Here is a 23,477-nt window from a genome sequence, read left to right as displayed (position 1 = left end):
CACAGGTTTTCTACACATATCTTAGCAAAAAAAGAGGGCATTGCTCGAACCGGGAGCGATCTTCAGAGGAAGAGGGGTTTCTTATCCCGATTGAAGGCTGTAGGAGGGACGGAACACCTCGGCGGGGGTGACAAGCCTCCCTGCAACAGTACCGACCCGCCTGAGCGCAAGGGCGCGGACCCATCTACATATGCCGCGGCCTTCAGGCTGGGCTGCTGCGAAACCTACTTGCAGGAATACCGTGCCGGTTGCGCTTCCTCGACGGGTGAGCGACTCGGCGGCGCCACGCTGGACGGAGGACAGGGATGCAGACGAGCGGAGTGGCCGCGTTTCAAGGCTTCCTGCCGATGACCAGGGAGGTGCCGGCGGCGGGAGGAAGGTGCTGAACCCGCGGCGCAACGAAGCCGGTCTCGCGCATCCAGGAGGCGACCTCGCTGCCGCTGTACGAGCGCCCTTCGCCGGTGTTGACGAGCATGTTGAGCGAGAAGAGCACCGCGCCCACCGGCGCTACCTTGCTGTCGTCAATGAGCGATTCGTGTACGGCGACGATTCCCTCGGAAACGAGGGAATCGTGCGCTTTGCGCAGCAGCACTTTCGCCCGCCTCGGCGACATCGAGTGAACGATCGCTGAAAGCAGCACCACGTCGTTCCCCGTGCCGAAGTCGTCTTTGAAGTAGTTGCCGGCGCGGAATTCAACACGGTCGGCGACGCCGGACGCGGCGACTATCTCGCGGGCGATTTCGACAGCGGGCGGAAGGTCGAAGAGGATGGCGTGTAGGTCAGGGTTTGCGCGCAGGAGGAAGATGGAGTAGGTGCCGGGGCCGCCTCCGGCATCGAAGAGCCGGCGCCGGCCGCGCAGGTCGAAGCTGTCGGCGAGGATGCCTGCATTGCGCATCGCACGGTTGTGCATGGCGAGAATGAAGTCGCGGTAGCCGGTCGCCGGGTCGACGGGAGCGGAGGGTGTCGATGCGGCGCGGTTCGTCCGCACCGATTCCGTCAGATGGGCCCAACGGAACCAAAGCCCGTCGGCGTGATTGATGCCATCCCCGATATACGCCGGCTTTCCCCTAATCAGCAACTCGAGCCCCTCGGGGGTGTTGCGGTAGCGGCCGCCTTCCTTGTGAAGAAGGCCGAGCGCGACGCAGGCGTTGAGGAGCAACGTCATCGAGCGGGGATGGCAGGCGCAGCGGCGCGCGATCTCCGGCGCCGTGCACGCGTCTTCGCCGAGTACGTTGAAGACGTCGAGTCGGTTTGCGGTCATGAGGACACGGGCGGGCTGCCAGCCCATGAGAGCGCGCGTTATCGGGTTGCGGGGTGTCGGACGTTCGGGTGCGGTCATGATGGGTTGCCTCCGTGTGGCTGGTCGCATCGAAAAGCCAATTATAGCCGACGCCGGCGGTGGTCGGTAGCGCGGCGAGGGACGCTCCGCCCGGAATCGGACGGGCGGTGAGGCAGCCCATTGACTACGCGTCTTTCCTATGCTACAGTGACACTCGCAGCGAGGGGTATTGCTCTGAAAACGACTTCCTTGAGGGTAAGGGCATAGTTCGCGAACTCCGCGTCAACCAGGCAATCAGGGCCCCGGAAGTCCTGCTGATCGGAGCGAACGGCGAGCGTCTAGGTGTTATGCCTGCGTCGCGCGCCCTCCAAATAGCGCGTGAACAGGACGCGGACCTTGTGGAGGTCGCCCCTAACGCCCAGCCTCCTGTGTGCCGCATACTTGACTACGGCAAGTTTAAGTATGAGCAGGCGCGAAGGGAGCGAGAGGCGCGCAAGCACCAGAGGCAGGTCGAGACACGCCAGGTGCGTTTTCGCCCCAAGATCTCCTCGCATGACATGGAGCTGAAGGCGCGGACGACTGAGAAGCTCCTGCGCGAAGGCGACAAGGTCAAGGTATCGGTGATGTTCCGGGGTCGTGAGGTGACGTACTCCGAGCTCGGGAGGAACCTGCTGGAGCAGATATACGACAAGGTCAAAGAGATAGCCACCATCGAGAAGGCGCCGTCGCTCGAGGGGCGGTTCATGTCGATGGTGCTCACGCCGGCGATCAAGGCCAAGGCGCCGAGAGAAACAACGCCGGGGGAGACGGCCGGGGAGCAGTAGTTGCCGAAGCTCAAGACGCACAAGGGGGCCAAGCGCCGCTTCCACATGACGGGCAGCGGCAAAATAATGCGCCGCAAGGGCAACATAAGCCACCTCCGACGCCGCAAGGCGACGCGCGCCAGCGGGGAGATGAGCGAGATGCTGCCGGTGCATCGCTCAGCAGTCAAACGTCTGCGACGGCTGCTTCCGTACGGAACACGCTAGAGTCTGTGGGAGGAGTGCGTTGACTCGTGTGAAGCGCGGCGTGACCGCCCGAAGACGCCACAAGAAAATAATCGGCATGGCGAAGGGCCACCGCGGCCAGCGGCATCGCCTCTTCCGCCGCGCCAATGAATCGGTCCTCCACGCGCTCGACTACGCTTACCGCGACCGGCGCGACCGCAAGGGTCAGTTCCGCCGGCTATGGATCCAGCGAATAAACGCCGCCGCCCGCGCCGAAGGCATGACATACGGCCGCTTCATCGAGGGGCTCAGCAAGGCCGGCGTCGAGGTCGACCGTAAGATGCTCGCCGACCTCGCCGTCCGCGATTCCGCCGCCTTCGCCGCCCTCGTCAAGACCGCCAGGGGCGCTCTCAGCGCGTAATCGACCGGATTCTCGCTATAAGGTCATGGGCGCCTTACTGTCGCTGCCGACACCCCGCCTCGTCCTGCGCGACTTCGAAGAGTCCGATTTCGCCGCCGTCCATCGCTACGGGTCTGACCCGGAGGTAGCCCGTCTCGTGCCCTGGGGTCCGAACCACCGGAGGGACACGCGGAGGTTCTTGCGCCAGGCCATAGCGGCAAGGGGCCGGGAGCCGCGCAAACGCTACGACCTCGCGATTGTTCTCAAGCCCGACGGCGTGCTCATCGGCGGCTGCGGGATCCAAGTCCTGCCCGATAGCCAGGGGGAGATAGGGTACGCGGTGGCGCGCGACTTCTGGGGCCGCGGGTATGCTACCGAGGCCGCCTACCGGCTTCTGGCTTTCGGCTTCAGGGGACTCGACTTGCACCGCATCTTCGCCACCTGTGATGTCGAAAACGTTGCGTCCTGGCAGGTGCTGGAGAAGCTGGGGATGCGGCGCGAGGGTCATCTTCGCGAGGACAGGCTTCAAAAGGGGAGATGGCGCGACAGCTATCTCTACGCCATCCTGGAGCAGGAGTGGAAAGTCCTAGCCGCCCTAGCCACGTAGCTCGGCGCCGAACTCCCGCTTCAGCCGCTCCACGATGCCACGCTGCGCCCGCGCAACCTCTTCGTCGGTGAGCGTGTGCTCTGAAGACTGGTACGTGATCGAGAAGGCGAGCGATTTCTTCCCCGGCCCGACCTGCTCGCCGGTGTATACGTCGAACAGGCGCACCTGCCGCACCAGGGCTGCCCGGGCGATAGCCTCGCGAAGGCGGGCGGCCGGCAACCCTTCATCGACGATCAGGGAGATGTCCTGCACGACGGGCGGGAAGCGCGAGACGGGCTCATAACGTCGGTGCTTGCCCGCGAACGGTGACAGTCTGTTAAGCACGATCTCGAACAGGAAGACGTCGCCCCCGATATCGAAGGCTGCCGCGGTCTGCGGGTGCACCTGGCCCAGCACGCCGATGACTTCACCCTCGACGCGAACCTCTGCCGAGCGGCCGGGCGCCATCGCGAACACGGGGGCTTCCTCGTAAGCGGCGTCGATGCCCAGTCCGCGCAGTAGCTGTTCCACGTATCCCTTGGCATCGTAGAAATCGACCGGATCGTCGCTGGAGTGGCCCCATCGGTCCTCGCGCCGGCCGGCGACGACGCCGGTGACGTGCTCCTGCTCGTCCGGCAGATCGGCGCCCCGCGGCAGATAGACGCGCGCCGCCTCGAAGAGCGCGATCTCCCCCTCCTCATATCTAAGGTTTGAAGCCAGCGTCTGGAGAAGGTCGGCGCGGAGGGTGGTGCGGAGGTACTCCTGCTCGCTGCTCATTGGGTTGGCGATACGCAGCGGCGGCTGCCCGGCGATGACGTCGGGCGCCACCACCTTTTGCAGCGCCTCGAGCGTTGTGAGCGGGTAGGTGATGACCTCCTGCATGCCCGCGGCCACCAGCAGGTCGCGCGCCTGCTCGCGAAGGTCGCGCAGAGGCTGCGGGATCGCGGGTGGTATCCCTCCGCTCAGGTTCGTGGTGGGCAACTCCTCGTAGCCGATCATGCGCGCCACCTCTTCCGCCACATCGTCGGCGATGCGGACGTCTGTCCGCCAGTAGGGCACGTCTACGACGTATCGCTCTGCCTCCGACGCGTCGCAGCCGAAGCCGAGGCCGCGCAGCGCTGAGCAAACGGTCTCGGGCGGCAGGTCGAGCCCCAGCACAGTGGCGAGCCGCCGGCGCGGCAGTTGAATGACGACCTTCCCGGCCCTGCGCGGGTACGTGTCCGCGACGCCCGCCGCCGCTTTGCCGCCGGCAACCTCCAGCATCAGCTTGGTTGCCCGTCGGGCGGCAATAATCGATAGCTCGGGGCTCAGGCCCTTCTCGAACCGGCTCGACGCCTCGCTGCGGGCCCGCAGGCGAATGGACGTGCGCCTGATGCTCGCGGGGTTGAAGTTCGCCGATTCGAGGAGGACCTTCGTCGTCCCCTCGCTGACTTCGCTGTTGGTGCCGCCCATTACACCCGCGAGCGCTACCGCGCGCTCCGGGTCAGCGATGACCAGCATGTCGGGGTCGAGCCGGTGGTCGACACCGTCCAGCGTCACGAGAGGCTCGCGGTCGCGGGCGCGGCGGACGATGATCTGTGACTGAGCGATCTGCTCAAAGTCAAACGCGTGGAGCGGCTGCCCCAGCTCCAGCATGACGTAGTTCGTGACGTCGACGATGTTGTTGATGGGCCGCATGCCCGCGGCGACAAGCCGTTGCTGCATCCATGGCGGTGACGGCCGTATCTCGATGCCTTCGATGAGGGTGGCAACATAGCGGGAGCAGAGGTCGGGGTCGGCGATCTCGACGGCAACCCGCCCGCCGATGGGTGCGGCCTCCTCCGAATAGCCGGTGTCGGGCTCGCGCACCTGCTTGCCGGTGAGGGCGGCCACCTCCCGGGCGATGCCGATCATCGATAGGCAGTCGCCGCGGTTGGGAGTGACGGCGACGTCGAGGATGGTATCGCCCATGTACTGCTGGAGGGGCGCGCCGACGGGCGCCTCCGGCGGCAGGACAAGAATCCCCGTGTGCTCGTCGGAGATGCCGAGCTCCTTCTCCGAGCAGACCATGCCCGCCGACTCGACGCCGCGGATGCGTGCCGGCTTGAGGACCGTCGGCTCGCCAGTATGGCCGTCGATCAGCTTCGCGCCCACGCGGGCGAAAGCGATCTTTTGCCCCTCAGCCACGTTAGGAGCGCCGCAGATCACCGTCATCTCCTCGTTGTCGCCGAGGAAGACGGTTGTCAGTGATAGCCGGTCGGCGTTGGGGTGCGGCGCGACGCGGGTCACGAGCCCTACAGAGATGCCCTCCCAGGCGCCGCCCAGGCGCTCGATGCTCTCTACCTCGAGGCCGGCCATCGTAAGGCGGCGGGCGATCTCCTCGGCCGGCAGATCGATGTCGACGTAGTCGGATAGCCAGCGTAGCGAGACTCGCATGGTCAGAACTGCTTCAGAAAGCGCAGGTCGTTGGCGTAGAAGAGACGTATGTCTTCGATGCCGTAGCGCAGCATAGCGATGCGCTCGATGCCCATGCCGGCGGCGAAACCGGTATAGCGTTCCGTGTCGTAGCCCATGTTGGCGAGGATCTCGGGGTGGACCATGCCCGCCCCCATAATCTCGATCCAGCCTTCGTAGCCGCAGGTGCGGCATCCCTCGCCGCCGCAGATGACGCAATCTATCGCCATGTCCGCGCCCGGCTCGACGAACGGAAAGTAGTCGCAGCGGAAGCGGACGCGGCGCTCCTGCCCGAAGATGCGCTTGGCGAACTCGAACAGGGTGCCCTTGAGGTCGCCCATGCTTATCCCCTCGTCGACGGCAAGGACCTCGATCTGCGTCTGCATCCACTCGTGCGTGGGGTCTGTCGCCTCGTGCCGGTAACAGCGCCCGGGTGAGACGATGCGGATGGGAGGTTGCGTTTTCTCCATCACCCGCACCTGGTTAGGCGAGGTGTGAGTCCTCATGACGATCTCGTATTCGCCATCACGGCGGATATCGACATAGAGGGTGTCCATGGTGTCCCGCGCCGGATGGTCCTTGGGGATGCGGAGCGCCTCGAAGTTGTAGTAATCGAGCTCGATCTCAGGTCCTTCGACGATGGAGAACCCCATCGAGACGAAGGCTTCGAGGACGTCGCGCAGGGTGCGGGTTACGGGATGAAGGCGGCCCACGGGTTTGGGGCGTCCGGGCAGCGTGACGTCGATCCTGCCCTTCTCGATCACGGCGAGCTTCCGGGCCTCAATCTCTTCTTCTTTCGCCGCGAGCGCCCGCTCCAGCGCCTCCTTCAGACGGTTGGCGGCCGCTCCCAGGGCACGCCGTTCTTCGAGGGGGAGCGTGCCGAGGCTGCGCAGTACCTGCGTGAGGCGCCCCTTGCGCCCGAGGTAGGCGACGCGCCAGGCGTCGAGCGCCTCCGCGTCCTGGGCGGCGGCGAGATCGCGTCTCGCCTGGGCTTCGATATCGCTGAGATCGGCGGTCATAAGCACAGAAATACCGATGGCAGTCCGCGGACCCGCGCCGTGCCATCGGGGCTGGAAGTAGTACGTTCCATCGACTATTATGGATTGCGGCCGATACTTGGTCAACACGAGCCTCCGGCTTGACTGTCCAACTGAAGCATGATAACTTGCCGAACCGGGACGATGCGCGATTCCGGTTGATCGCTTCGTGCGTCGTCGGCGCCGTCTGGCGCGAAGCATAATCAGTAAAGTATCATATGAGTGACGCTCTGGGCCGCTAGCTCAACTGGCAGAGCAGCTGACTCTTAATCAGCGGGTTACAGGTTCGAGTCCTGTGCGGCCTACCAAACCTAGAGGGGAAGTGTCGGAACTGGTAGACGAGCATGATTTAGGATCATGTGCCGCAAGGCGTAGGGGTTCGAGTCCCCTCTTCCCCACCAGTCCGCTCGCCTGCCGTCCTGATCATGGCGCTTACCGCAACACGGGTTGCGGCGGTACATATACAAGTAGCTGAACGGGGACGATATATGGGAACCCTGTTAGAGGTGAAGAACCTTCGCACTTACTTTTATACTGACGACGGCGTGGTGAAGGCGGTTGACGGGATCGACTACGATGTGGAGGAGGGCGAGACGATAGGTCTCGTGGGCGAGAGCGGCTGCGGCAAGAGCGTCAGCGCCCTCTCGCTCCTGCGCCTCATCCCCAATCCTCCCGGCAAGATCGTCGACGGCGAAATCTGGTTCGAAGGCGAGAACCTCCTCAAGGTCGACGAGGACGAGATCAGGCACATCCGGGGCAACCGAATCGCCATGATCTTCCAGGAGCCGATGACCTCCCTCAATCCCGTCCTTACCATCGGGCGCCAGCTCACGGAGTCGCTCGAGCTGCACATGCGGATGGACCGCTCGAGCGCCGTCAGGCGGGCGGTCGAGCTGCTGGAGATGGTCGGTATCCCCTCCGCCGCCGCCCGCATCAAAGACTACCCGCACCAGTTCTCAGGAGGGATGCGACAGCGCGTCATGATCGCGATGGCCCTCTCCTGCAACCCCAAGCTCCTGCTGGCCGATGAGCCGACAACCGCTCTCGACGTCACGATTCAAGCGCAAATCCTGGAGATCATGGCGCGCCTGAGCCGTGAGTTCGGGACAGCCGTCATCATCATCACGCACAACCTGGGCGTCATAGCGAGGTACGCTCAGCGGGTGAACGTCATGTACGCGGGCAAGATCGTCGAGTCGTCGACTTCGCGCGAAGTGTACGGCAACCCCCGGCACCCGTACACGATCGGTCTGCTGAAGTCGGTGCCCCGGCTCGACCAGGTGCGGAAGGACAAGCTTGAACCTATCGAGGGCTTCCCGCCCGATCTCATACACATGCCCGAAGGCTGCAGCTTCTATCCGCGGTGCGAGTACCGGATAGAGCGGTGCAAGGTCGAGGAGCCGCCGCTGATGCTCGGCGGCGAGAAGCATTACGCCGCCTGCTGGGTGATGCCAACCGTTGGAAAGGCCGTGAGCGCATGACTACCGAACAACGCATCGCCGACGCCGAGAGACAGCTCGGCGGAGACAACGTCCTTATCAGCGTGACCGACCTGAAGATGTATTTTCCCGTGACTTCGGGGATCATCTTTCAGCGCAAGATAGCGGACGTCAAGGCCGTCGACGGCATTTCCTTCTTCATTCGCAAGGGGGAGACCCTCGGCCTGGTGGGTGAGAGCGGCTGCGGCAAGTCGACGACCGGCCGCGCCATCCTGCAACTGTACCGGCCGACAAGCGGCGAAGTACTCTTCGGCGGCAGAGACCTCACGAAGGTCAAGGGCGGCGAGCTGCGCGGCTTCCGCCGCCGCATGCAGATGATCTTTCAGGACCCCTACGCCTCGCTCAACCCGCGCATGAGCGTGGGGAGCATCATCGGCGAGCCGCTTGTGATCCACAACCTGTTCAAGGGGAAGCAGCGGCGCGAGCGTGTGCAGGAGCTGATGCAGATCGTCGGTCTGAACCCGTATTACGCCAGCCGCTACCCTCACGAGTTCAGCGGCGGGCAGCGACAGCGCATCGGCGTGGCGCGCGCGCTGGCGGTGGAGCCCGACTTCATCGTCTGCGATGAGCCGGTCTCGGCACTCGACGTGTCGATTCAGGCGCAGATCATCAACCTGCTGGAGGACCTGCAGGAGAGGTTCGACCTCACTTATCTGTTCATCGCCCACGACCTGTCGGTAGTGCGGCACATAAGCGACCGCGTGGCGGTGATGTACCTGGGCAAGCTGATGGAGCTATCGGACAGGGTGGAGCTGTACGAGAACCCGCTTCACCCCTACACGAAGGCGCTGCTCTCGGCGGTGCCCATACCGGACCCGGTCGTGGAGGCGAAGCGGGAGCGCATCATCCTCAGCGGCGACGTGCCCAGCCCCCTGTTCCCGCCGTCGGGCTGCGTTTTCCACACGCGCTGCCCGCTGGTGACGACGGAGTGCCGCGAGCACGTGCCGGTGTGGCGCGAGCTTTCGCGCGACCACTGGGTAGCCTGCCACCGCATCTAGCCGCTGATAGTGACGAAGTTGAGAGGGTCTCCCGAAGGGAGGCCCTCTCTGTTGACGCCGCGCTGCAAAGGCCTAGTTGCAGTTGCATTTTCCCGTGTTTTCCACGAGGTTGGAGTTTAGACCCACGAGGGTCGAGTCGAGTGAACTCATCACCCCGTCTTTGTTGACGTCGAAGGCAGGGCTTACCTGCATGTCGGGGTCAGGCACGGGGTTGCCGTCGTCCGGGTCGTCGTCCTGCACTCCGAAGACGCGCTGGGCCACCCGCACGTAGTCGAGACTGTTCGCCACCGCATCGCCGTTCACGTCGGCGATCTCTTTGTCGTCGTCGCACGCGTCGCCGTCGCTGTCCCCCGCGACGGGAGACGTGCCCCAGCCCTTCACCTCCACGCTGTCGGTGATGCCGTCGGCGTCGCTGTCCCTGGCGACGTCGGACGAGCCGAACAGCGCTTCCACGTCCGCCGGCAGGCAGTCCTTGTCGGCATCGACGATGCCCGTGCACGACGGGCGGCTGCCCGGATCAAGCGGGTCGGAGCCGAGGAGGACTTCCGCGCCGTCGAGCACGCGGTCGCCGTCAGTGTCCTGATCGAGCGGGTCCGTGCCCGCAGCTACCTCACCGCTGTCAAGAAGCCAATCGTTGTCGTCATCGTCGTCGCACGCGTCGCCCAGAGCGTCGCCGTAAGGCGCCGTGACATCGTCGCCGACCACGACCGGGCCGTTGTCAATGGTTTCGGCGTCGGTGTTCGTCTGGGCCGGGTTGTAGACATAAGGGCAGTTGTCGGCGCCGTCGGCGACCCCGTCGCCGTCCCAATCGGTCGGGTCCTGCACCAGTGGCTCGGCGGTGTAAGTCAGGGGAGCGTTCGTTTCGTTGCTGATCTCTTCTGCCTCGGCTGTGGTGACGCCCGGGGCATCGTAGTACAGGTTGCGTGCGCCGCGGAGGAAGTACGTGCACCCGCTGGCCCTGAGCAGTCGCCGCCGCCGTGTGCCCTAGCCGTCGCCTCCTTCGAGGTACTTCCGCATGAACGCCACCTCAAACGGGGCGCCCTCAAACTGCACGATCGATGTCAGCGAGAATCCCAGCTTCTCGTACCACTCCCGCAGCCCCGTTTGAGCGGCGACCATCCCCAGCTCGACGCGGCGCGCCCCGCATTCGCGCGCCCTGCCCACGGCGTAGTCCACCAGCGCCTCGCCGAAGCCGCTGCGACGGTGCGCGGGCAGCACTGCCAGACGCTCCACGTAGCAGACTTCGGAATCGGCCTGTTCCAGCGCGACGCAGCCCGCCGGGCCGTTTGGCGTCTCGAGCACGAAGTGCCTGATGCCCTTCGCAAACGCAGCGCGCACCCACTCCGGCGTGCAGTTCGACGGGTGCCTCGGGGCGTTCTCGGGTGTTAGTCCCAGTTCCGTCGCGACGGTAGCGAAGGCTTCACGGATGAGCGAGGCCAGCAGATCGGCGTCGCCTTCTCCCACTTCCGTAATGACGTAGGAGTCCATTGATGGCGGCTCCGCCACGCTAGACGATACCCATCTCGCGCTCCAGGCGGTCGAGCATGCCGTGGTACCGCTCGTGGACGCCCTCGCCGATCTCTTCCCGCTCGATCTCCTCGAACCGCTCCACCAGGCCCTTCTGGTCGTCTTCGGTGAGGACGCGGTCGCTCATGGGGAAGAGGACGTTGTCTTCCTTCGTGATGTGCTGGCGGAGAAGCGCCACGTACTCACGCGCGTTTTCGGTGAGCGTGCGCGTGGCCGCCGCATCGCCGCGGGCGTAGCCCTCCAGCGACGCCGCTATCTGCGCCACGTAGCGCCGTCCTGCTTCGTGCTCCGACAGCATCACTCCGATAGGCCCCTGCCGCGGTATCCCGCGCTGCTCCAGCAGGGGGAATAGCGTCTTCTCCTCCTTCGCGTGGTGGCAGCCGTCGGCGAAGCCCCTGATGAAGTCGATGGCGTCGGAGAAGACTTCCACCGACACCTTCTCGCCCCGCTCGGCCTTCGCCGCCGCCGTTTCGAGAATCCGCAGCATCCGCTCGATGCCGCGGTGCTCCGCCGTCAATACTTCGCTTGCGCGCTCCACGAGTCCCCCTTTCCGAGTGTCCAAATTGAGAGCTGTCTTCTTCTATGCTACCATCGAGTCAATGGACCAGAGTCATATCCGAAACTTTTCTATCATCGCCCACATCGACCACGGGAAATCGACGCTGGCCGACCGCCTGCTCGAGCTTACGGGTACTATACCCGAACGGCAAATGCAGGAGCAGGTGCTCGATACGATGGAGCTCGAGCGCGAAAAGGGGGTGACGATAAAGGCGAAGGCGGTGCGCATGACCTACCGTGCGCGCGATGGCGAGGAGTACGAGCTGAACCTCATCGATACGCCGGGGCACGTCGACTTCACGTACGAGGTGTCGCGCGCGCTCGCCGCCTGCGAGGGGGCGCTGCTCGTCGTCGACGCGGTGCAGGGGATACAGGCCCAGACGCTGGCCCACAGCTACCTCGCCATCGAGCACAACCTCACGATCATTCCCGTCGTCAACAAGATCGATCTGCCGAACGCGGAGCCGGAGCGCGTGGCGCAGGAGCTGCAAACAGCGATCGGCTTCGCCCGCGACGAGATACTCTACACGTCGGCCAAGGACGGCACCGGCGCCCCGGAAGTACTCGAGGCGGTGGTGACGCGCCTTCACCCGCCGCGCGGCCGGCCCGGCTCGCCGCTGCGGGCGCTCATCTTCGATTCGAAGTACGACCCGTACAAGGGCGTCATCGCCTACGTGCGGGTGATGGACGGCTCGTTGCGCGCGGGGCAGCGGCTGTGGCTGGCGGCCGCTCATCGCGGTATCGAGCCGCTGGAAGTGGGAGTTTTCCGTCCGGAGATGACGTCGGTAGCGTCGCTGGAGACGGGCGAGGTCGGCTACGTGGCGACCGGGCTCAAGAACGTGAAGGACTGTCGCGTCGGCGACACCGTGACGGAGGAGGAACGCCGCGCGGAGCCGCTCCCCGGCTACCAGCCCGCCAAGCCGATGGTCTTCGCCGGCCTCTATCCCGCCGCCGCCAACGACTACGGCCTCCTGCGCGACGCCCTCGATAAGCTTAAGCTGAACGATTACGCGCTGACCTACGAGCCGGAATCGAGCGCGGCCCTCGGCTTCGGCTTCCGCTGCGGCTTCCTCGGCCTGCTGCACATGGAGATCGTGCAGGAGCGGCTGGAGCGGGAGTACGGCCTCACGCTCCTCATCACCGCGCCCAGCGTCGAGTACCTGGTGACGACGACCGACGGTCGCGAGCTGGTGGTCGACAATCCGTCCGACCTCCCCGACGCCAGCGCGGTGGCGGTCATGCGCGAGCCGTGGATGAATATCTCTGTAATCGCGCCCGACCGCTACATCGGGACGGTGATGGACCTGGTGACGAACCGCCGCGGCGAGTTCGTCCGCATGGAGTACCTCGACCAGCGTGTCACGGAGGGAAGCGCGCGTTCGGCGGCGGGCGAGGCGCGGGTCGTGCTGGAGTACCGCATCCCGCTGTCGGAGATGCTCGTCGAGTTCTATGATCAGCTAAAGTCGCGGACCCAGGGCTACGCCAGCCTCGACTACTCGTTTTCGCACTACGCGCCCGCCCGGCTCGTCAAGCTGGACATCCTCGTCAACCAGCAGCCGGTCGACGCGCTCTCGCTGATCACGCCAGCGGAGAAGGCGCAGGCGCAAGGGCGGGCGCTTGTCGACCAGTTGCGGCGGCTCATTCCTCGCCAGCTCTTCGACGTCCCGGTGCAGGCGGCCGTCGGCGGACGCATCGTCGCGCGGGAGACGATACGGGCGATGCGCAAGAACGTGCTCGCCAAGTGCTACGGCGGCGACGTTACCCGCAAGCGGAAGCTGCTGGAAAAGCAGAAGGCGGGCAAGAAGCGAATGCGCATGGTGGGGCAGGTGGAGATACCGCAGGAAGCGTTCATGGCCGTCTTGAAGCTGGGGAAGTAGGCTGCCCTGTTCCACCGTCGGCGCCGACCCGTGCATTGGCCGTCATCGCCTGCTATCATACCGCCTGAATGCAAGCAGTCCGTCTCCTCGCCATCGCCTTCGTCGTCGCGCTGGTGGTCTCCTGCGGCGAGTCGACGCCGTCGGGAGAATGGACGCCGCAGGGACGCGTCGAGCTCCTGGAGTCGCTGCCTCACGAGGGAAACGCCTGGACGGAGGGGCTGCTGATCAGCGAAGGCGTTCTCTGGGAAAGCACCGGCCTCGAGGGCAAGTCGCAGGTGCGCGGGCTGGACACCGAGACGGGGGAAGTGCTGTGGGCGGTGCCCAACCCGCAGGGCTTCTTCGGCGAGGGGCTGGCGCGCGCGTTCGGCAGGACGTACCTGCTGACGTACAAAGAGGGTGAGGCCTATCTGTTCGACCGCAATGCCGACGAGCCGTACCGGCTTTTCGCGCGCTACAAGGGCGAAGGTTGGGGTCTGACGGCGACGGACAGCCACCTCGTCAACTCGAACGGCAGCGCCACACTCTACTATCGCGACCCCGAGACGTTTGAGGTGGAGCGAGAGGTCACGATTTCCTACGAAGGGCAGCCCGTGGCGCGGCTCAACGAGCTGGAGTTCGACGGCACGTATATCTGGGCGAACCAGTGGCAGACGCGCTACGTCTACCGTATCAAGGAGCGCGACCCTTCGGACGTGGCGCGCTTCGAGCTCCCGCCGGAAGTCTGTCCGGGGGGCACGCCGAACGGCATCGCCTGGGACAGCGAGGCGCAGGTCTTCTACCTGACGGGCCAGGAATGCCCGGACATCTGGCAGGCGCGGTTCCGGTAGACGGGTAGACCGCCGTAACGGCACGGTGTATTCTGAACAGGACGGCCAGGACCAGTCCTGCGCCGTCCTCAAACTTTGGAGGGTGAAGCATCCCGGTACTGCCTGACCGGCCCGGCGTCTGCTCTGCACGTGCCGCCCGTCTCCCGCGCTGGAGCGCGGCGGCGCCTGTTCTTTTCGTTGCGATACTGTCCGTCGCCCTGACGGCGTGCGGCAGCGCAGCGCCCGTCGCCAGCGGCGCGCCCCCCTTCGAGCGCGACCCCGAAGAGATCGTCATTCCCGCGGGACAACCCATCGTTATCGGCGTTTCCGTCCCCCTCACGGGCTCGCAGCAGCCGGAGGGCACGGAAGACGGCGACGCCGTGATCACGAGTGTGGTCCGCTGGAAAGAGGCGAACGGGGAGCGCATCAAGGGCCACGAGATAGAGCTGCGGATGGAGGACGACGGGTGCACCGAGGAGGAGATCACGATGCAGGCGGCGCGGCGTCTCATAGACACGCCGGGACTCATCGGCGTGATCGGGCCCGATTGCAGCACGGGCGCGCGCGCGGCCCTCCCTCTGTACGAGGGAGCGGGCGTCGTCGCCATCTCGGGCTCTGCGACCGACTCTGACCTTGCGTCGACGCAGCCGCCCGGCGGCTTCTTTTTCCGCACCGCCTACCGCAACTCCTTCCAGGGGCTCGTAGGAGGTCTCTTCGTCGCCACCGAGCTGGGCGCAACGACAGCCTACCTGATCGACGACGGCGAGACCTACGGCATCGACTTGATCAATGCGGCGGAGGCGGTGATGCGGGAGCAGGGGATCGCCGTCAGCCGCGACACCGCGCCACTCGGCACCGTCGACTTCGGCCTGGTTGTGCAGCGCATCATGGAGGCAGAGCCCGACTTCGTCGGCTTTGCCAGCTTCAACCCGGACGTTTCCCTGCTCTACCGTCAGCTCCGCGACGCCGGGTACGCGGGAGAGTTCGGCGCCGGCGATGCCGCCGCTTCCGTGCAGACGTTTGTGGAGCCGGTCGGGCGCGAATCTGCGGAGGGCGTCTACTTCGTGGGTTGCCCGCTGACCCTGCCCGAGGACTTCCTGGCGGACTTCGAGCGTGTGCACGGCGACCGGCCGGACGCTAGCGCTTTCGTGGCGCAGTACGCGGACGCGGCGACGCTGCTGCTCGATGCCGTCGCCCGCGTTGCAGAGGAGAGAGAAGACGGAAGCCTGGTGATAGACCGCGCCGCCCTCCGCGACGCCGTTAGCGCCGGCGAGCTGGAGGACGGCCTTTCGGGCCGCATCACCTTCGACGAGCACGGAGACCGCTCTACCAGCGAGACTGACCTTACGGCCCAGGCGCTCGACTTCGGGGTGGCCGCGTGCCAGGTACAGGGCGGGAGGCTTGTTAATCTCTTTCCGTAGTGAGATCGGTCGATAGCCGGGAGAACAAGTTGGACTCAGCTCGGCACAGAGAGACATCGTTTACGGCCCGGATGGCGGTCTGGAGCAGTCACCACCGGCTCCTGGTTGGGTTGGGGTGGTTGCTCGTGATCGTCGTTGCCATGGGCGCGTCGATTGTGATGCCGACGAAGACGTCGTGGGAGCAGGAGGGGATCGGCGAGGCCGGCGACGCCCTGAGGCTGTACGAGGAACGCTTCGGCGAGCGGCAAGTCCCGCCGCAGGAGGTCGTCGTCTTCTCCTCGGCGACGCAGGTGGACGACCCCGCGTATCGCCGGACGGTCGAGGACCTGATGACGCGGCTCAGCGAGCTGCGAACGGAGGAGATTCGAGACGTCGGCGGAACGAGAGTCTCCGAGTACAAGCGCATCGTCTCAGGGAGCTTCACTCATTACGATACCGGCCTTCCCCGTGAGGCGTCGCCACTTGTGGCGCCGAGCGACAGCGGCGACGTCAGCCTTGCCCTTGTGAGCCTGCAGGGCGACGTGCTGACCGCGAAAGAGAACATCGACCCCGTGGTCCGGACCGTGGCGCAGGTGAGCGAGGAGTCGCCCGGTTTCACGATCCTGAGCGGCGGAGAGGCTTCGACGTTCGCGGAGCAGGACAAGATCATCGAGGAAGACCTGGGTCGGGCGCTCATGCTCAACCTGACCGTCACGTTGGTCATACTGCTGCTGGTGTTTCGGGCACCGGTTGCGGCCCTCATTCCTCTCACTCTCGCTATCGCCGCCGTCCTTACCGCCTTCGGGGTTCTCAGCGTGATTAGCCAGTCCTACACCCTGAGTCCCATCTACACGGAGATGGTGTTGCTCATGGGGCTCGCCACGGGCATCGACTACACGCTGTTCGTGGTCACCCGCTTTCGCAATGAGCGGCGCGCGGGGCGCAGCGACGAGGAGGCGCTCCGCATCGCTGCGGGGACGTCGGGGAAGGCGGTCGTCTTCGCGGGGGCGACGGTGGTGCTGGCTGTGTGCGGGATGTTCCTTGTGGGCGAGGCGACGTTCACCAGTCTTGGCCTCGCGGCCGTCATTGTCGTCATGATCGCGATCATCATTTCCGTGACCTTGCTGCCGACGTTGCTCGGCGCGCTCGCGGGGTACATCGACCGCTTTACCCTTCCCTTCCTCGTGCGCGGCGAGGAACGTGGCGGTGTGTGGGGACACATCACCGATTTCGTTCTCGCCCGACCGGCGATTCTCGCCATTCTTGCCACCGGCCTCCTGCTGGCGGCTGCTGCGCCGATAGTGACCTTTAATCTCGGCTTCAACGGCGCCAAAGCCCTCTCCGATGACGTTGAAGCGAAGCGCGCGCTGCTTGCCCTGGAGGAGAACTTCACCCTCGGGCTCACCTCTCCGGCGCTGGTCGTGGTCGACGCAGGAGAGAGCCGCAACGTTTACGCTGAGGATATCCAGTCGGGCGTGCGGCAGTTGGTCGAGCGTGTCCAGGCGGAGACTGCCTCGGCGCAACGGCCGGACGCTCCTTTCGGCGCTCCCATACAGACGGATGTCAACGGCGCCGGCGACACGGAGGTGATCCGCATACCACTCAACGCCGACACGGGCGAGGAGCGGGCACTCGACGACGTGAGACGTTTGCGCAACGAGCTGATCCCCGCGGCGTTCGAGGGGTCGTCTGCGAGGGTGAGCGTCACGGGAGCGACGGCCGCCAACATCGACTTCCGGAGTCATATAGACGGCCGCACGCCGATTGTCTTCGCGTTCGTTCTCGGGCTGGCGTTTTTCGTGCTGTTGCTGACCTTCCGTTCGTTTGTCATCGCCGTCAAGGCCATAATCCTGAACCTCCTCTCGGTGGGCGCGGCATACGGCATACTGGTGCTCGTTTTTCAAGAAGGCTGGTTGCTGGAGGGCCCGCTCGGATTCGAGGCCACGGGCATCATCGAGTCCTGGCTGCCGCTGTTCCTGTTCGCCATCCTCTTCGGCCTGTCGATGGACTACCACATGTTCATCCTGGCGCGGATCAAGGAAGCCTGGGAGCGAGGCGCGGGCAGCGATCGCGCTGTTTCGTTGGGAGTACGCGCGACGGCAGGTACGATCACGAGCGCGGCCGCTATCATGATTGCGGTGGCGATGATCTTCGCTTTCACGCGCTTTCTCGGCATCAAGCAGTTCGGCTTCGGGCTGGCGCTGGCGATCTTCATCGACGCCACGATTATCCGCTCGATATTGCTGCCGGCGACGATGAAACTTCTGGGCGACTGGAACTGGTACTTGCCGCGCTGGCTTGAGTGGCTGCCGCACATCCGCATGGCCGAGTGAGGCGGTCCTCCTCCTCATTCGTCGCGCCGGCTTCCGGTTCGCTCCTCCTCGGATGTTGCTTCCAGCCCCGACGCTACCCTACGATCACGCTGAGCCGCCCCGATGAATGACCTCACAGCCGATCTTCCGCGTCCTTCGCCGGACGAGCCGACGGCCGCGCAGGAAAGGGGGATGCGCGCCTTCTGGTTCGACGGCTTCTTTGCCTGGTTCAGCGAGTGGATCGTCGTCCAGTACCTCGCGGTCTACGCTCTCGCATTCGGCGCCTCCGACTCCCAGATCGGCTACCTTGCGGCGCTGGTGAGCCTGTCGGGCGCCGTGGCGCTGCTTCCCGGCGCGCGGCTGGCGGAGCGCTGGGGGCGTCGCAAGCTGCTCGTCCTCCTCACGGGAGGGGGCATGGCCCGAATGATGCTGCTAGGACTGGCGGTGCTGCCCTTCTTCTCCCAGGGGAAAGAGGTCGTTTACGCGATAATGGGGTTGGGGGCGGCGCGCATCTTCTTTGTCAACCTGGGCATTCCCGCCTGGACTTCGCTCTCCGCCGACATAGTGCCGCTCTCGGTGCGGGGGCGGTTCTTCTCGTCGCGCAATTTCGGCATGGGCGTGGGCGCGCTGATAGGGGCGCCCCTGGCGGGGCTCATGATCAATCGCGTCGGTTTCCCCGAAGGATGGCAGTCCGCCTGGGCGCTGGCGCTGGTCGCCGGCCTCCTGGCGACAGCCTTCTACTCCCGGATACCGGACCAGGACATCGAACGGACGATCCGCCAGCGGGAGGGGGACGGACAGACGAGGGGCGGCCTCCTGAGCGACAAGAACTTCGTTACCTTCTGCGCCGTCACCTTCATCTGGAACCTTGCGCTGTATGTGGCGGCCCCCTTTTTCAACGTTCATCTCGTCAAGAACATGGGGGGCAACGCCGCTTGGGTAGGAGGGCTTTCGGCGATCAACTCCGTCTCGGCGCTGGCGGGACAGCCGATAGCGGGCCGTCTCCTCGACGAGCGCGGGTCGCGGTGGCTGATGGCCGTAACCGGCCTGGCGATCCCGTTCCTTCCCCTGGCGTGGGTCGCAGCGACCGCCCCCTGGCACGTGATCTTCATCAACGGCGTAGGGGGAGCGCTGTGGGCAGGCTTCAACCTCGGCGCTTTCAGCCTGCTCCTCTACATCTCTCCGAGCGGGAAGCGCGCATTCTACTCGGCGGTCTACCAGTCGATGGTGTTCAGCTCAGCGTTTGCGGGGCCGCTCCTCGGCGGCCTTATCGGCGAGTTGTGGAACCTGCCGCTGGTGTTCATCGTATCGAGCGGGGGGAGGTTCCTGGCGGCGCTGCTGTTCCTCGCCCTTGTCAAGGAGCGCCCGGGCGACCAGCGACCGTTCAACGGCCGGGAAGTCAGCGCTGTGGCGCGGGCAGCAAATCCGTGAACAGGAAGCCGTCGCGCTCCACCGTTTCGCCGACGCGGACGGCGACAGGCCGCGCGAACGATGGGCAGTCCCACACAAAGGTGTGGAATTCGCCGTTCTCGCCGCACGGGTCGACGGATGCGGGCAGCGAGGCGAGGAGTTCCTCGTCGTAGGCCCTGCCCGCGATCTCCCGCGGCGCCTTCGCCGGGTCGACGCAGACGACTACGCTCTTCGTACCATCGGCGATGATCTCGCGCGCGAGCGCTGCGCTGTCCCGCTGCCAGAGAGGGAAGCAGGCGGCCATCCCCACCTCTGCCAAGCGCTCCTCGCGGTGGGCGCGGACATCGGCCAGGAACAGGTCGCCGAAGACGACGTGCGTGACCCCTTCCTCCCGCGCATCCCGCAGGACGTGGCGCATGGCGTCGTCGTACACTTCTTGCGGGCAAGGCGCGGGGATGCGGACAACGTGGAGAGGCAGCCCCAGGGCCCCGGCTTGAGCGTGGAGCAGCGTTTCGCGCACGCCGTGCATGGAGACGCGCCGGTGGTCGTCCGTCACAGTGGTGAGAAGGGCGACCACATCGAGCTCACCGGCCTGCCGCGCGACGCGCAAAGCCCAGGCGCTATCTTTCCCGCTGCTCCATGCCAGCCATGCTCTGGGGGCCGTCATGGGCTACGCCGTCAGGTCTTCGCCGCCGTCCACGCCGATGACGTTGCCCGTTATCCACTGCGTCCGGGGGTCGCAGAGGGCGGCGATGGCCCGGGCGGCGTCCTCGGGCGTTGTCGCGCGGCCGCTGGGGTTCTGGCGCTGCGCCCGCTCGAGTAGTTCCATGCCGCCCGGTATCTTGCGCAGCGCCGGCGTGTCGGTGATGCCGGCGCGGATAGCGTTGACGGTGATGCCGAGCGGCGCCAGCTCGTAGGCAAGCTGACGGACGTATGATTCGAGCGCTGCCTTCGCCGCCGACACGGGGCCGTAGTTCCTGATTACGCGGGTCGAGCCGGAGCTGGTCATGGCGAAGACGCGTCCGCCCGCTCGCATCAGCTTCATCGCCACCAGGTCCTGCACCCAGTAGACGAGGGCGCTGGCCATTACGTCGAGCGTCATCTCGAGCTGGCGCTGGGAGACGCGCGCCTTCGGGTCGTCGGCGACGAAGGGGACGAGTGTGCCGAAGGCGAGCGAGTGCAGGAAGACGCGCACGGATGCATCGGGGCCTTGGGCGCTCAGCGTCTCGCGGACGGATTCCAGCACGGCGGCGCGCTTTTCGGCGTCGGCGGCGTTGGTGTTGAAGAAGACGGCCCTGCGGCCCATGCCCTCGATTTCGGCGACGACGCGCTGGGCGTTGGGCAGGGTAGAACGGAGGTCGAGGTGGACGCCGAAGACGTTCATCCCGCTGCGTGCAAGTTCGAGGGCGGTGGCGGCCCCGAAGCCGCTCGATGCCCCCAAAATGAGCGCCCAGTCCTTCGCGTTCTCCCTCGCTGTAGCCACGTCGTCCTCCTTCTTAACGTTCATGTTTGGGTTGCGGGGCTTCCGGCTCCGTCGTTTCACCGGGCTTGACCTCACTCCCGTCCTCCAGCGATAGCGCCCCCTCGCACAAGAGGAGCAGTTCGCGCAACGACTTCGCCGCCGACGCGTCACCCTCCAGATGCCTTTTCACAACGGCGAACAGGTCGGTTGAAGCGAGGAGGCAGTAGTGCATGCTTTCGGCGGCGACCCGCAGGGCGTCGGAGTACTGCGGCGGGCGCTCCCCCGGCGGGGCGAGTCGGAAGCCGTTCACTACGATGAGCCCTTTCTGCGGGCGTCCGGTCTCCGCTATGGCCTGCTCCAGACGGCGTCGCAGGCGGTAGTGGGGCTCCATTCCCACGGCCTCCGGCGAGCCTTCGACTTCGAGCAGGAGCTTCTCGCCCGCCATGTAGACGGCTCCCTGTTCGTCGATGTCCTTGGTCACCTGGAAGCCGAGCAGCGCGAAGGCGTCGCGAACGGCGGTCTCCAGCCCGAACTTGCCTTCCTGCCATAGCAGGCGACGGTGTTTCTCGACATCGCTCAATCGCGCTTCGGTCTCCTGTAGTCGCGCGTATGCTCCCGAAAGCGCCTCTTGCGCCGCCGAGCGCTCGGCTTCGAGCTCCGGCAGGCCGGGCAGCGTGTGGTCGCGCACCCAGCGCGGCGGCGACTCCTCCGCTGTGAGGGCGAGCAGGCGCCGCAGGCAATTGACGATTGTCTCTGCCAGCGGGTGGCGCTCGGCGCCCCGGCCCGGCTCGGCGACCGGCGGCAGGAAGACTATCCGTCCCGCCTCAACCCGCAGCTCGACACCCACGGCCGCGCCGCCGGCGCTGCGGGCAAACACCCGGCCGAAGCCGTCGAAGCCGGGGATGGCGTCGCTGAAGTAGGCGCGATAGGCGAGGCGGTCACGGAACGCGTCGATGTAGGCGGCGAACGGGTGCTCGTGATCGGTCGGGATGACGCTGGTACCATCGCCCGGCAGCAGGTGCGGCTCCCGGTACTGCAGCCCCGGGGGAGCGGGCAGCCAGTAGTAGCGGTCGCAGCCGGTGAAGCCGACGACGCGGTGATGGTAGACATCCGGGTAGGCGAAGCAGACGATAGCGCCGCCCTTAGAGAGCAGGCGCACCGTCTCCGTCTGACGGCGTCGCAGCATGTCCGCGAGGCCAACGGCGACAGGGCTGGTAGCGCCGTTGACCAGCGGCTCGCCGGCGTTGCTCGCATGCTCCGCGGCCTGGTCCGCTATCTCCTCGATCAGCCGGGAGAGAGCGGCGGGGTCGACGACAAGGGCGTCGTAGTCGAAGAAAGAGGGCGCGCTGGCGAAGCTGTAGTTATCGATGCTGGGGTTCGGCAGGGCAAAGCCCAGGGAGAGGACTCTCATGGTGTCGAACCTTTCGTGAAGCGCGCGGTCATGGCTTCAGATCGCGCAGGTACTGCCGGAGTTGCGGGCCGATTTCGGGGTGCAGCAGTCCGATTTCGATGGACGCCTGGAGGAGTCCCAGCGGCCGACCGGTGTCGAAGCGTTTTCCCTCGAACTCGCAGGCGAACACGGGCTGCTGCGCCAGCATGTTGGCGATGGCGTCCGTGATCTGCAGCTCGCCGCCAATGCCGGGAGACGTGCGCCTCAGCGCGCCGAAGATGTGCGGCGTCAACACGTAGCGTCCCACTATCCCCAGATTGGACGGCGCCTCGCCTGCCTTCGGCTTCTCGATGAGGCCGCGCACGCGGAAAACGCGTTCGCCCGCGCGTTCGCCGTCGATCACGCCGTAGCTTTCCACCTCGGCCTCGGGCACGCGCTGCACGGCGAGCACAGGGCCGCCGTAGCGCTCGTAAACGTCGATAAGCTGGCGGGTCACCGGGGTCCTGGCCAGGATGACGTCGTCGGGGAAGAAGAGGACGAAGGGCTCGTCGCAGATGATCTGTTCAGTGAGCGAGACCGCATGCCCGATGCCCTTCTGTTCCTTCTGCCGCAGGAAGACTAGGTCCGCCATCTCCGCCGCGTCGACGACGGCGCGCAGCCGTTCGGCGTCGCCCTTTTCCTCCAGCGCCTTTTCGAGGGCGGGCGCGCGGTCGAAGTAGTCTTCAAGGGCGCGTTTGGCGGCAGAAGTGACCATGATTATCTGTTCGAGGCCGGAATCGAGCGCCTCCTGCACGACGTAGTGGATGATTGGCCGGTCGACGAGGGGAAAGGTCTCCTTCGGCTGGGCCTTGCTGGCGGGAAGGAGCCTGGTGCCGTGACCGGCGCAGAGAATGACGCCTTTGCGGATTTCCACGAAAGCTCTCGCCTGAATGACAGATTTGCCTAATTCTACGATGCTGTCTAAGCGCCCGGCAAGCAGTCGAAGCCGAGAGAGGCAGGCGTCGCGTTCCCGTCGCCGGGGCGGCGAGAGGCTCTACAGGCGGCCGGCGCATGGGTGGCTCAGCGACCGGGCGGCCATTCGGAGGAGAGGGCGAGAACAGCGTTTGCGCGCTTCTGGTATAATGAAGTGGACGTGTTTACAGCTTTGGATAGCAAGGTTTTTGTTCATTACTTGACAAAAAAGGATTGACATTAGGCCAAAGCGCCGTGTTAGTATTTCGCGCGGTCGTGCTAGACGGGGAGCTAGCGGTGCCCTGAACCCGCAAGCCGCTATAGCGGGGTTGAACTCCCGCTCGAGGTCTTAAGTTCGCGGGACTGAGCGCCGCAGCGCAGTGTTGACGACCTGGTCCTACGCAGCGAAACCCTATGAACCCCGTCAGGTCCGGAAGGAAGCAGCGGTAAGTAGCGGTCTTCGGGTGCCGCAGGGCAACCGGGTTTGAGCTAGCGAGCGGTGTGAAGCCTGCGGGCCAGATCGACAGCGGGTGCACGGCCGCGATTATATGCCCTGCTCCGCCTTT

Annotated in this window: 21 protein-coding genes, 2 tRNA genes and 1 other RNA gene; 14 read left to right on the top strand and 10 right to left on the bottom strand. The window is 65.5% G+C overall.

The features are described from left to right. Window positions 1-331: 331 nt before the first annotated feature. Window positions 332-1,339, bottom strand: a complete 1,008-nt coding sequence (locus QME71_00590; GenBank protein ID MDI6856803.1) for a methyltransferase — start codon at window positions 1,337-1,339, stop codon at window positions 332-334. Between the two features lie 107 nt (window positions 1,340-1,446). Between QME71_00590 and infC the strand changes: the two genes are divergently transcribed. From infC to QME71_00570, 4 genes are read left to right on the top strand one after another with little or no spacing between them, the layout of a single operon-like run. Beyond that, complete coding sequence (infC, locus tag QME71_00585; protein MDI6856802.1) at window positions 1,447-2,103, top strand: translation initiation factor IF-3; 657 nt, start codon at window positions 1,447-1,449, stop codon at window positions 2,101-2,103. Beyond that, window positions 2,104-2,307, top strand: a complete 204-nt coding sequence (gene rpmI, locus QME71_00580) for a 50S ribosomal protein L35 (GenBank protein MDI6856801.1) — start codon at window positions 2,104-2,106, stop codon at window positions 2,305-2,307. 19 nt (window positions 2,308-2,326) lie between these two features. Beyond that, window positions 2,327-2,686 carry a 50S ribosomal protein L20 gene (gene rplT, locus QME71_00575; GenBank protein MDI6856800.1) on the top strand — a complete coding sequence of 120 codons (360 nt, stop codon included), beginning with the start codon at window positions 2,327-2,329 and terminating at the stop codon, window positions 2,684-2,686. A gap of 25 nt (window positions 2,687-2,711) precedes the next feature. Next, window positions 2,712-3,272, top strand: a complete 561-nt coding sequence (locus QME71_00570) for a GNAT family protein (GenBank protein ID MDI6856799.1) — start codon at window positions 2,712-2,714, stop codon at window positions 3,270-3,272. Here the strand turns inward: QME71_00570 and pheT are convergent. Both pheT and pheS read right to left on the bottom strand, forming a co-directional pair. Next, a complete protein-coding gene (pheT, locus tag QME71_00565; GenBank protein ID MDI6856798.1) occupies window positions 3,261-5,666 on the bottom strand; it encodes a phenylalanine--tRNA ligase subunit beta in 2,406 nt (801 codons plus the stop codon). The genes QME71_00570 and pheT overlap by 12 nt on opposite strands. Before the next feature lie 2 nt (window positions 5,667-5,668). Further along, complete coding sequence (gene pheS / locus QME71_00560; protein MDI6856797.1) at window positions 5,669-6,703, bottom strand: phenylalanine--tRNA ligase subunit alpha; 1,035 nt, start codon at window positions 6,701-6,703, stop codon at window positions 5,669-5,671. Window positions 6,704-6,953: 250 nt separating this feature from the next. On the opposite strand from pheS, the gene QME71_00555 reads away from it, so the two are divergent. From QME71_00555 to QME71_00540, 4 genes are all read left to right on the top strand, one after another. Beyond that, window positions 6,954-7,029, top strand: a tRNA-Lys gene (locus QME71_00555). An 8-nt stretch (window positions 7,030-7,037) separates the two neighbouring features. Further along, window positions 7,038-7,122: transfer RNA gene (locus QME71_00550), tRNA-Leu, on the top strand. Between the two features lie 87 nt (window positions 7,123-7,209). Beyond that, complete coding sequence (locus QME71_00545) at window positions 7,210-8,202, top strand: ABC transporter ATP-binding protein (protein ID MDI6856796.1); 993 nt, start codon at window positions 7,210-7,212, stop codon at window positions 8,200-8,202. Continuing rightward, a complete protein-coding gene (locus QME71_00540; protein MDI6856795.1) occupies window positions 8,199-9,218 on the top strand; it encodes a dipeptide ABC transporter ATP-binding protein in 1,020 nt (339 codons plus the stop codon). The genes QME71_00545 and QME71_00540 overlap by 4 nt, the downstream gene beginning before the upstream one ends. 72 nt (window positions 9,219-9,290) lie before the next feature. Here QME71_00540 and QME71_00535 read toward each other — a convergent pair whose 3' ends face one another. The 3 genes from QME71_00535 to QME71_00525 form a co-directional block, all read right to left on the bottom strand. After that, the gene (locus QME71_00535) at window positions 9,291-10,043 is read right to left on the bottom strand and encodes a dockerin type I domain-containing protein (GenBank protein MDI6856794.1); all 753 of its coding nucleotides are present in this window, start codon (window positions 10,041-10,043) and stop codon (window positions 9,291-9,293) included. A 159-nt stretch (window positions 10,044-10,202) separates the two neighbouring features. Further along, window positions 10,203-10,706: a GNAT family N-acetyltransferase gene (locus QME71_00530; protein MDI6856793.1), complete on the bottom strand. Its 504-nt coding sequence runs from the start codon at window positions 10,704-10,706 to the stop codon at window positions 10,203-10,205. A gap of 19 nt (window positions 10,707-10,725) precedes the next feature. Then, window positions 10,726-11,283, bottom strand: a complete 558-nt coding sequence (locus tag QME71_00525; protein MDI6856792.1) for a hemerythrin domain-containing protein — start codon at window positions 11,281-11,283, stop codon at window positions 10,726-10,728. Window positions 11,284-11,344: 61 nt separating this feature from the next. Between QME71_00525 and lepA the strand changes: the two genes are divergently transcribed. The 5 genes from lepA (at window position 11,345) to QME71_00500 (ending at window position 19,129) form a co-directional block, all read left to right on the top strand. Next, entirely contained in the window at window positions 11,345-13,180 is a 1,836-nt protein-coding gene (gene lepA, locus QME71_00520) for a translation elongation factor 4 (protein MDI6856791.1), read from the top strand. Between the two features lie 68 nt (window positions 13,181-13,248). Then, window positions 13,249-14,007 carry a glutaminyl-peptide cyclotransferase gene (locus QME71_00515; protein MDI6856790.1) on the top strand — a complete coding sequence of 253 codons (759 nt, stop codon included), beginning with the start codon at window positions 13,249-13,251 and terminating at the stop codon, window positions 14,005-14,007. Between the two features lie 296 nt (window positions 14,008-14,303). Beyond that, window positions 14,304-15,407 carry a branched-chain amino acid ABC transporter substrate-binding protein gene (locus tag QME71_00510; GenBank protein MDI6856789.1) on the top strand — a complete coding sequence of 368 codons (1,104 nt, stop codon included), beginning with the start codon at window positions 14,304-14,306 and terminating at the stop codon, window positions 15,405-15,407. A gap of 29 nt (window positions 15,408-15,436) precedes the next feature. Continuing rightward, a complete protein-coding gene (locus tag QME71_00505; GenBank protein ID MDI6856788.1) occupies window positions 15,437-17,719 on the top strand; it encodes an MMPL family transporter in 2,283 nt (760 codons plus the stop codon). 102 nt (window positions 17,720-17,821) lie between these two features. Next, the gene (locus QME71_00500; GenBank protein MDI6856787.1) at window positions 17,822-19,129 is read left to right on the top strand and encodes an MFS transporter; all 1,308 of its coding nucleotides are present in this window, start codon (window positions 17,822-17,824) and stop codon (window positions 19,127-19,129) included. On the opposite strand, the gene QME71_00495 is transcribed toward QME71_00500, so the two are convergent. Genes QME71_00495 through QME71_00480 form a run of 4 tightly spaced genes read right to left on the bottom strand, consistent with a single transcriptional unit; the run spans window position 19,098 to window position 22,873 of the window. Beyond that, window positions 19,098-19,775 carry an adenine nucleotide alpha hydrolase gene (locus tag QME71_00495; GenBank protein MDI6856786.1) on the bottom strand — a complete coding sequence of 226 codons (678 nt, stop codon included), beginning with the start codon at window positions 19,773-19,775 and terminating at the stop codon, window positions 19,098-19,100. The genes QME71_00500 and QME71_00495 overlap by 32 nt on opposite strands. 3 nt (window positions 19,776-19,778) lie before the next feature. Then, a complete protein-coding gene (locus tag QME71_00490; protein ID MDI6856785.1) occupies window positions 19,779-20,591 on the bottom strand; it encodes an SDR family oxidoreductase in 813 nt (270 codons plus the stop codon). Window positions 20,592-20,604: 13 nt separating this feature from the next. Continuing rightward, window positions 20,605-21,981 carry a hypothetical protein gene (locus QME71_00485; GenBank protein ID MDI6856784.1) on the bottom strand — a complete coding sequence of 459 codons (1,377 nt, stop codon included), beginning with the start codon at window positions 21,979-21,981 and terminating at the stop codon, window positions 20,605-20,607. Between the two features lie 28 nt (window positions 21,982-22,009). Next, window positions 22,010-22,873, bottom strand: a complete 864-nt coding sequence (locus QME71_00480; GenBank protein ID MDI6856783.1) for a UTP--glucose-1-phosphate uridylyltransferase — start codon at window positions 22,871-22,873, stop codon at window positions 22,010-22,012. Window positions 22,874-23,185: 312 nt separating this feature from the next. Here QME71_00480 and ffs point away from each other — a divergent pair. Beyond that, window positions 23,186-23,449: signal recognition particle sRNA large type (gene ffs / locus QME71_00475), an RNA gene on the top strand. Window positions 23,450-23,477 lie beyond the last annotated feature (28 nt).

This window comes from Dehalococcoidia bacterium (assembly GCA_030018455.1).
In the GTDB taxonomy this organism is placed as follows: Bacteria; Chloroflexota; Dehalococcoidia; order DSTF01; family JALHUB01; genus JASEFU01.
The sequence above is the reverse complement of the archived record's forward strand: the minus strand, read 5'-3'. Positions and strand labels throughout refer to the sequence as shown.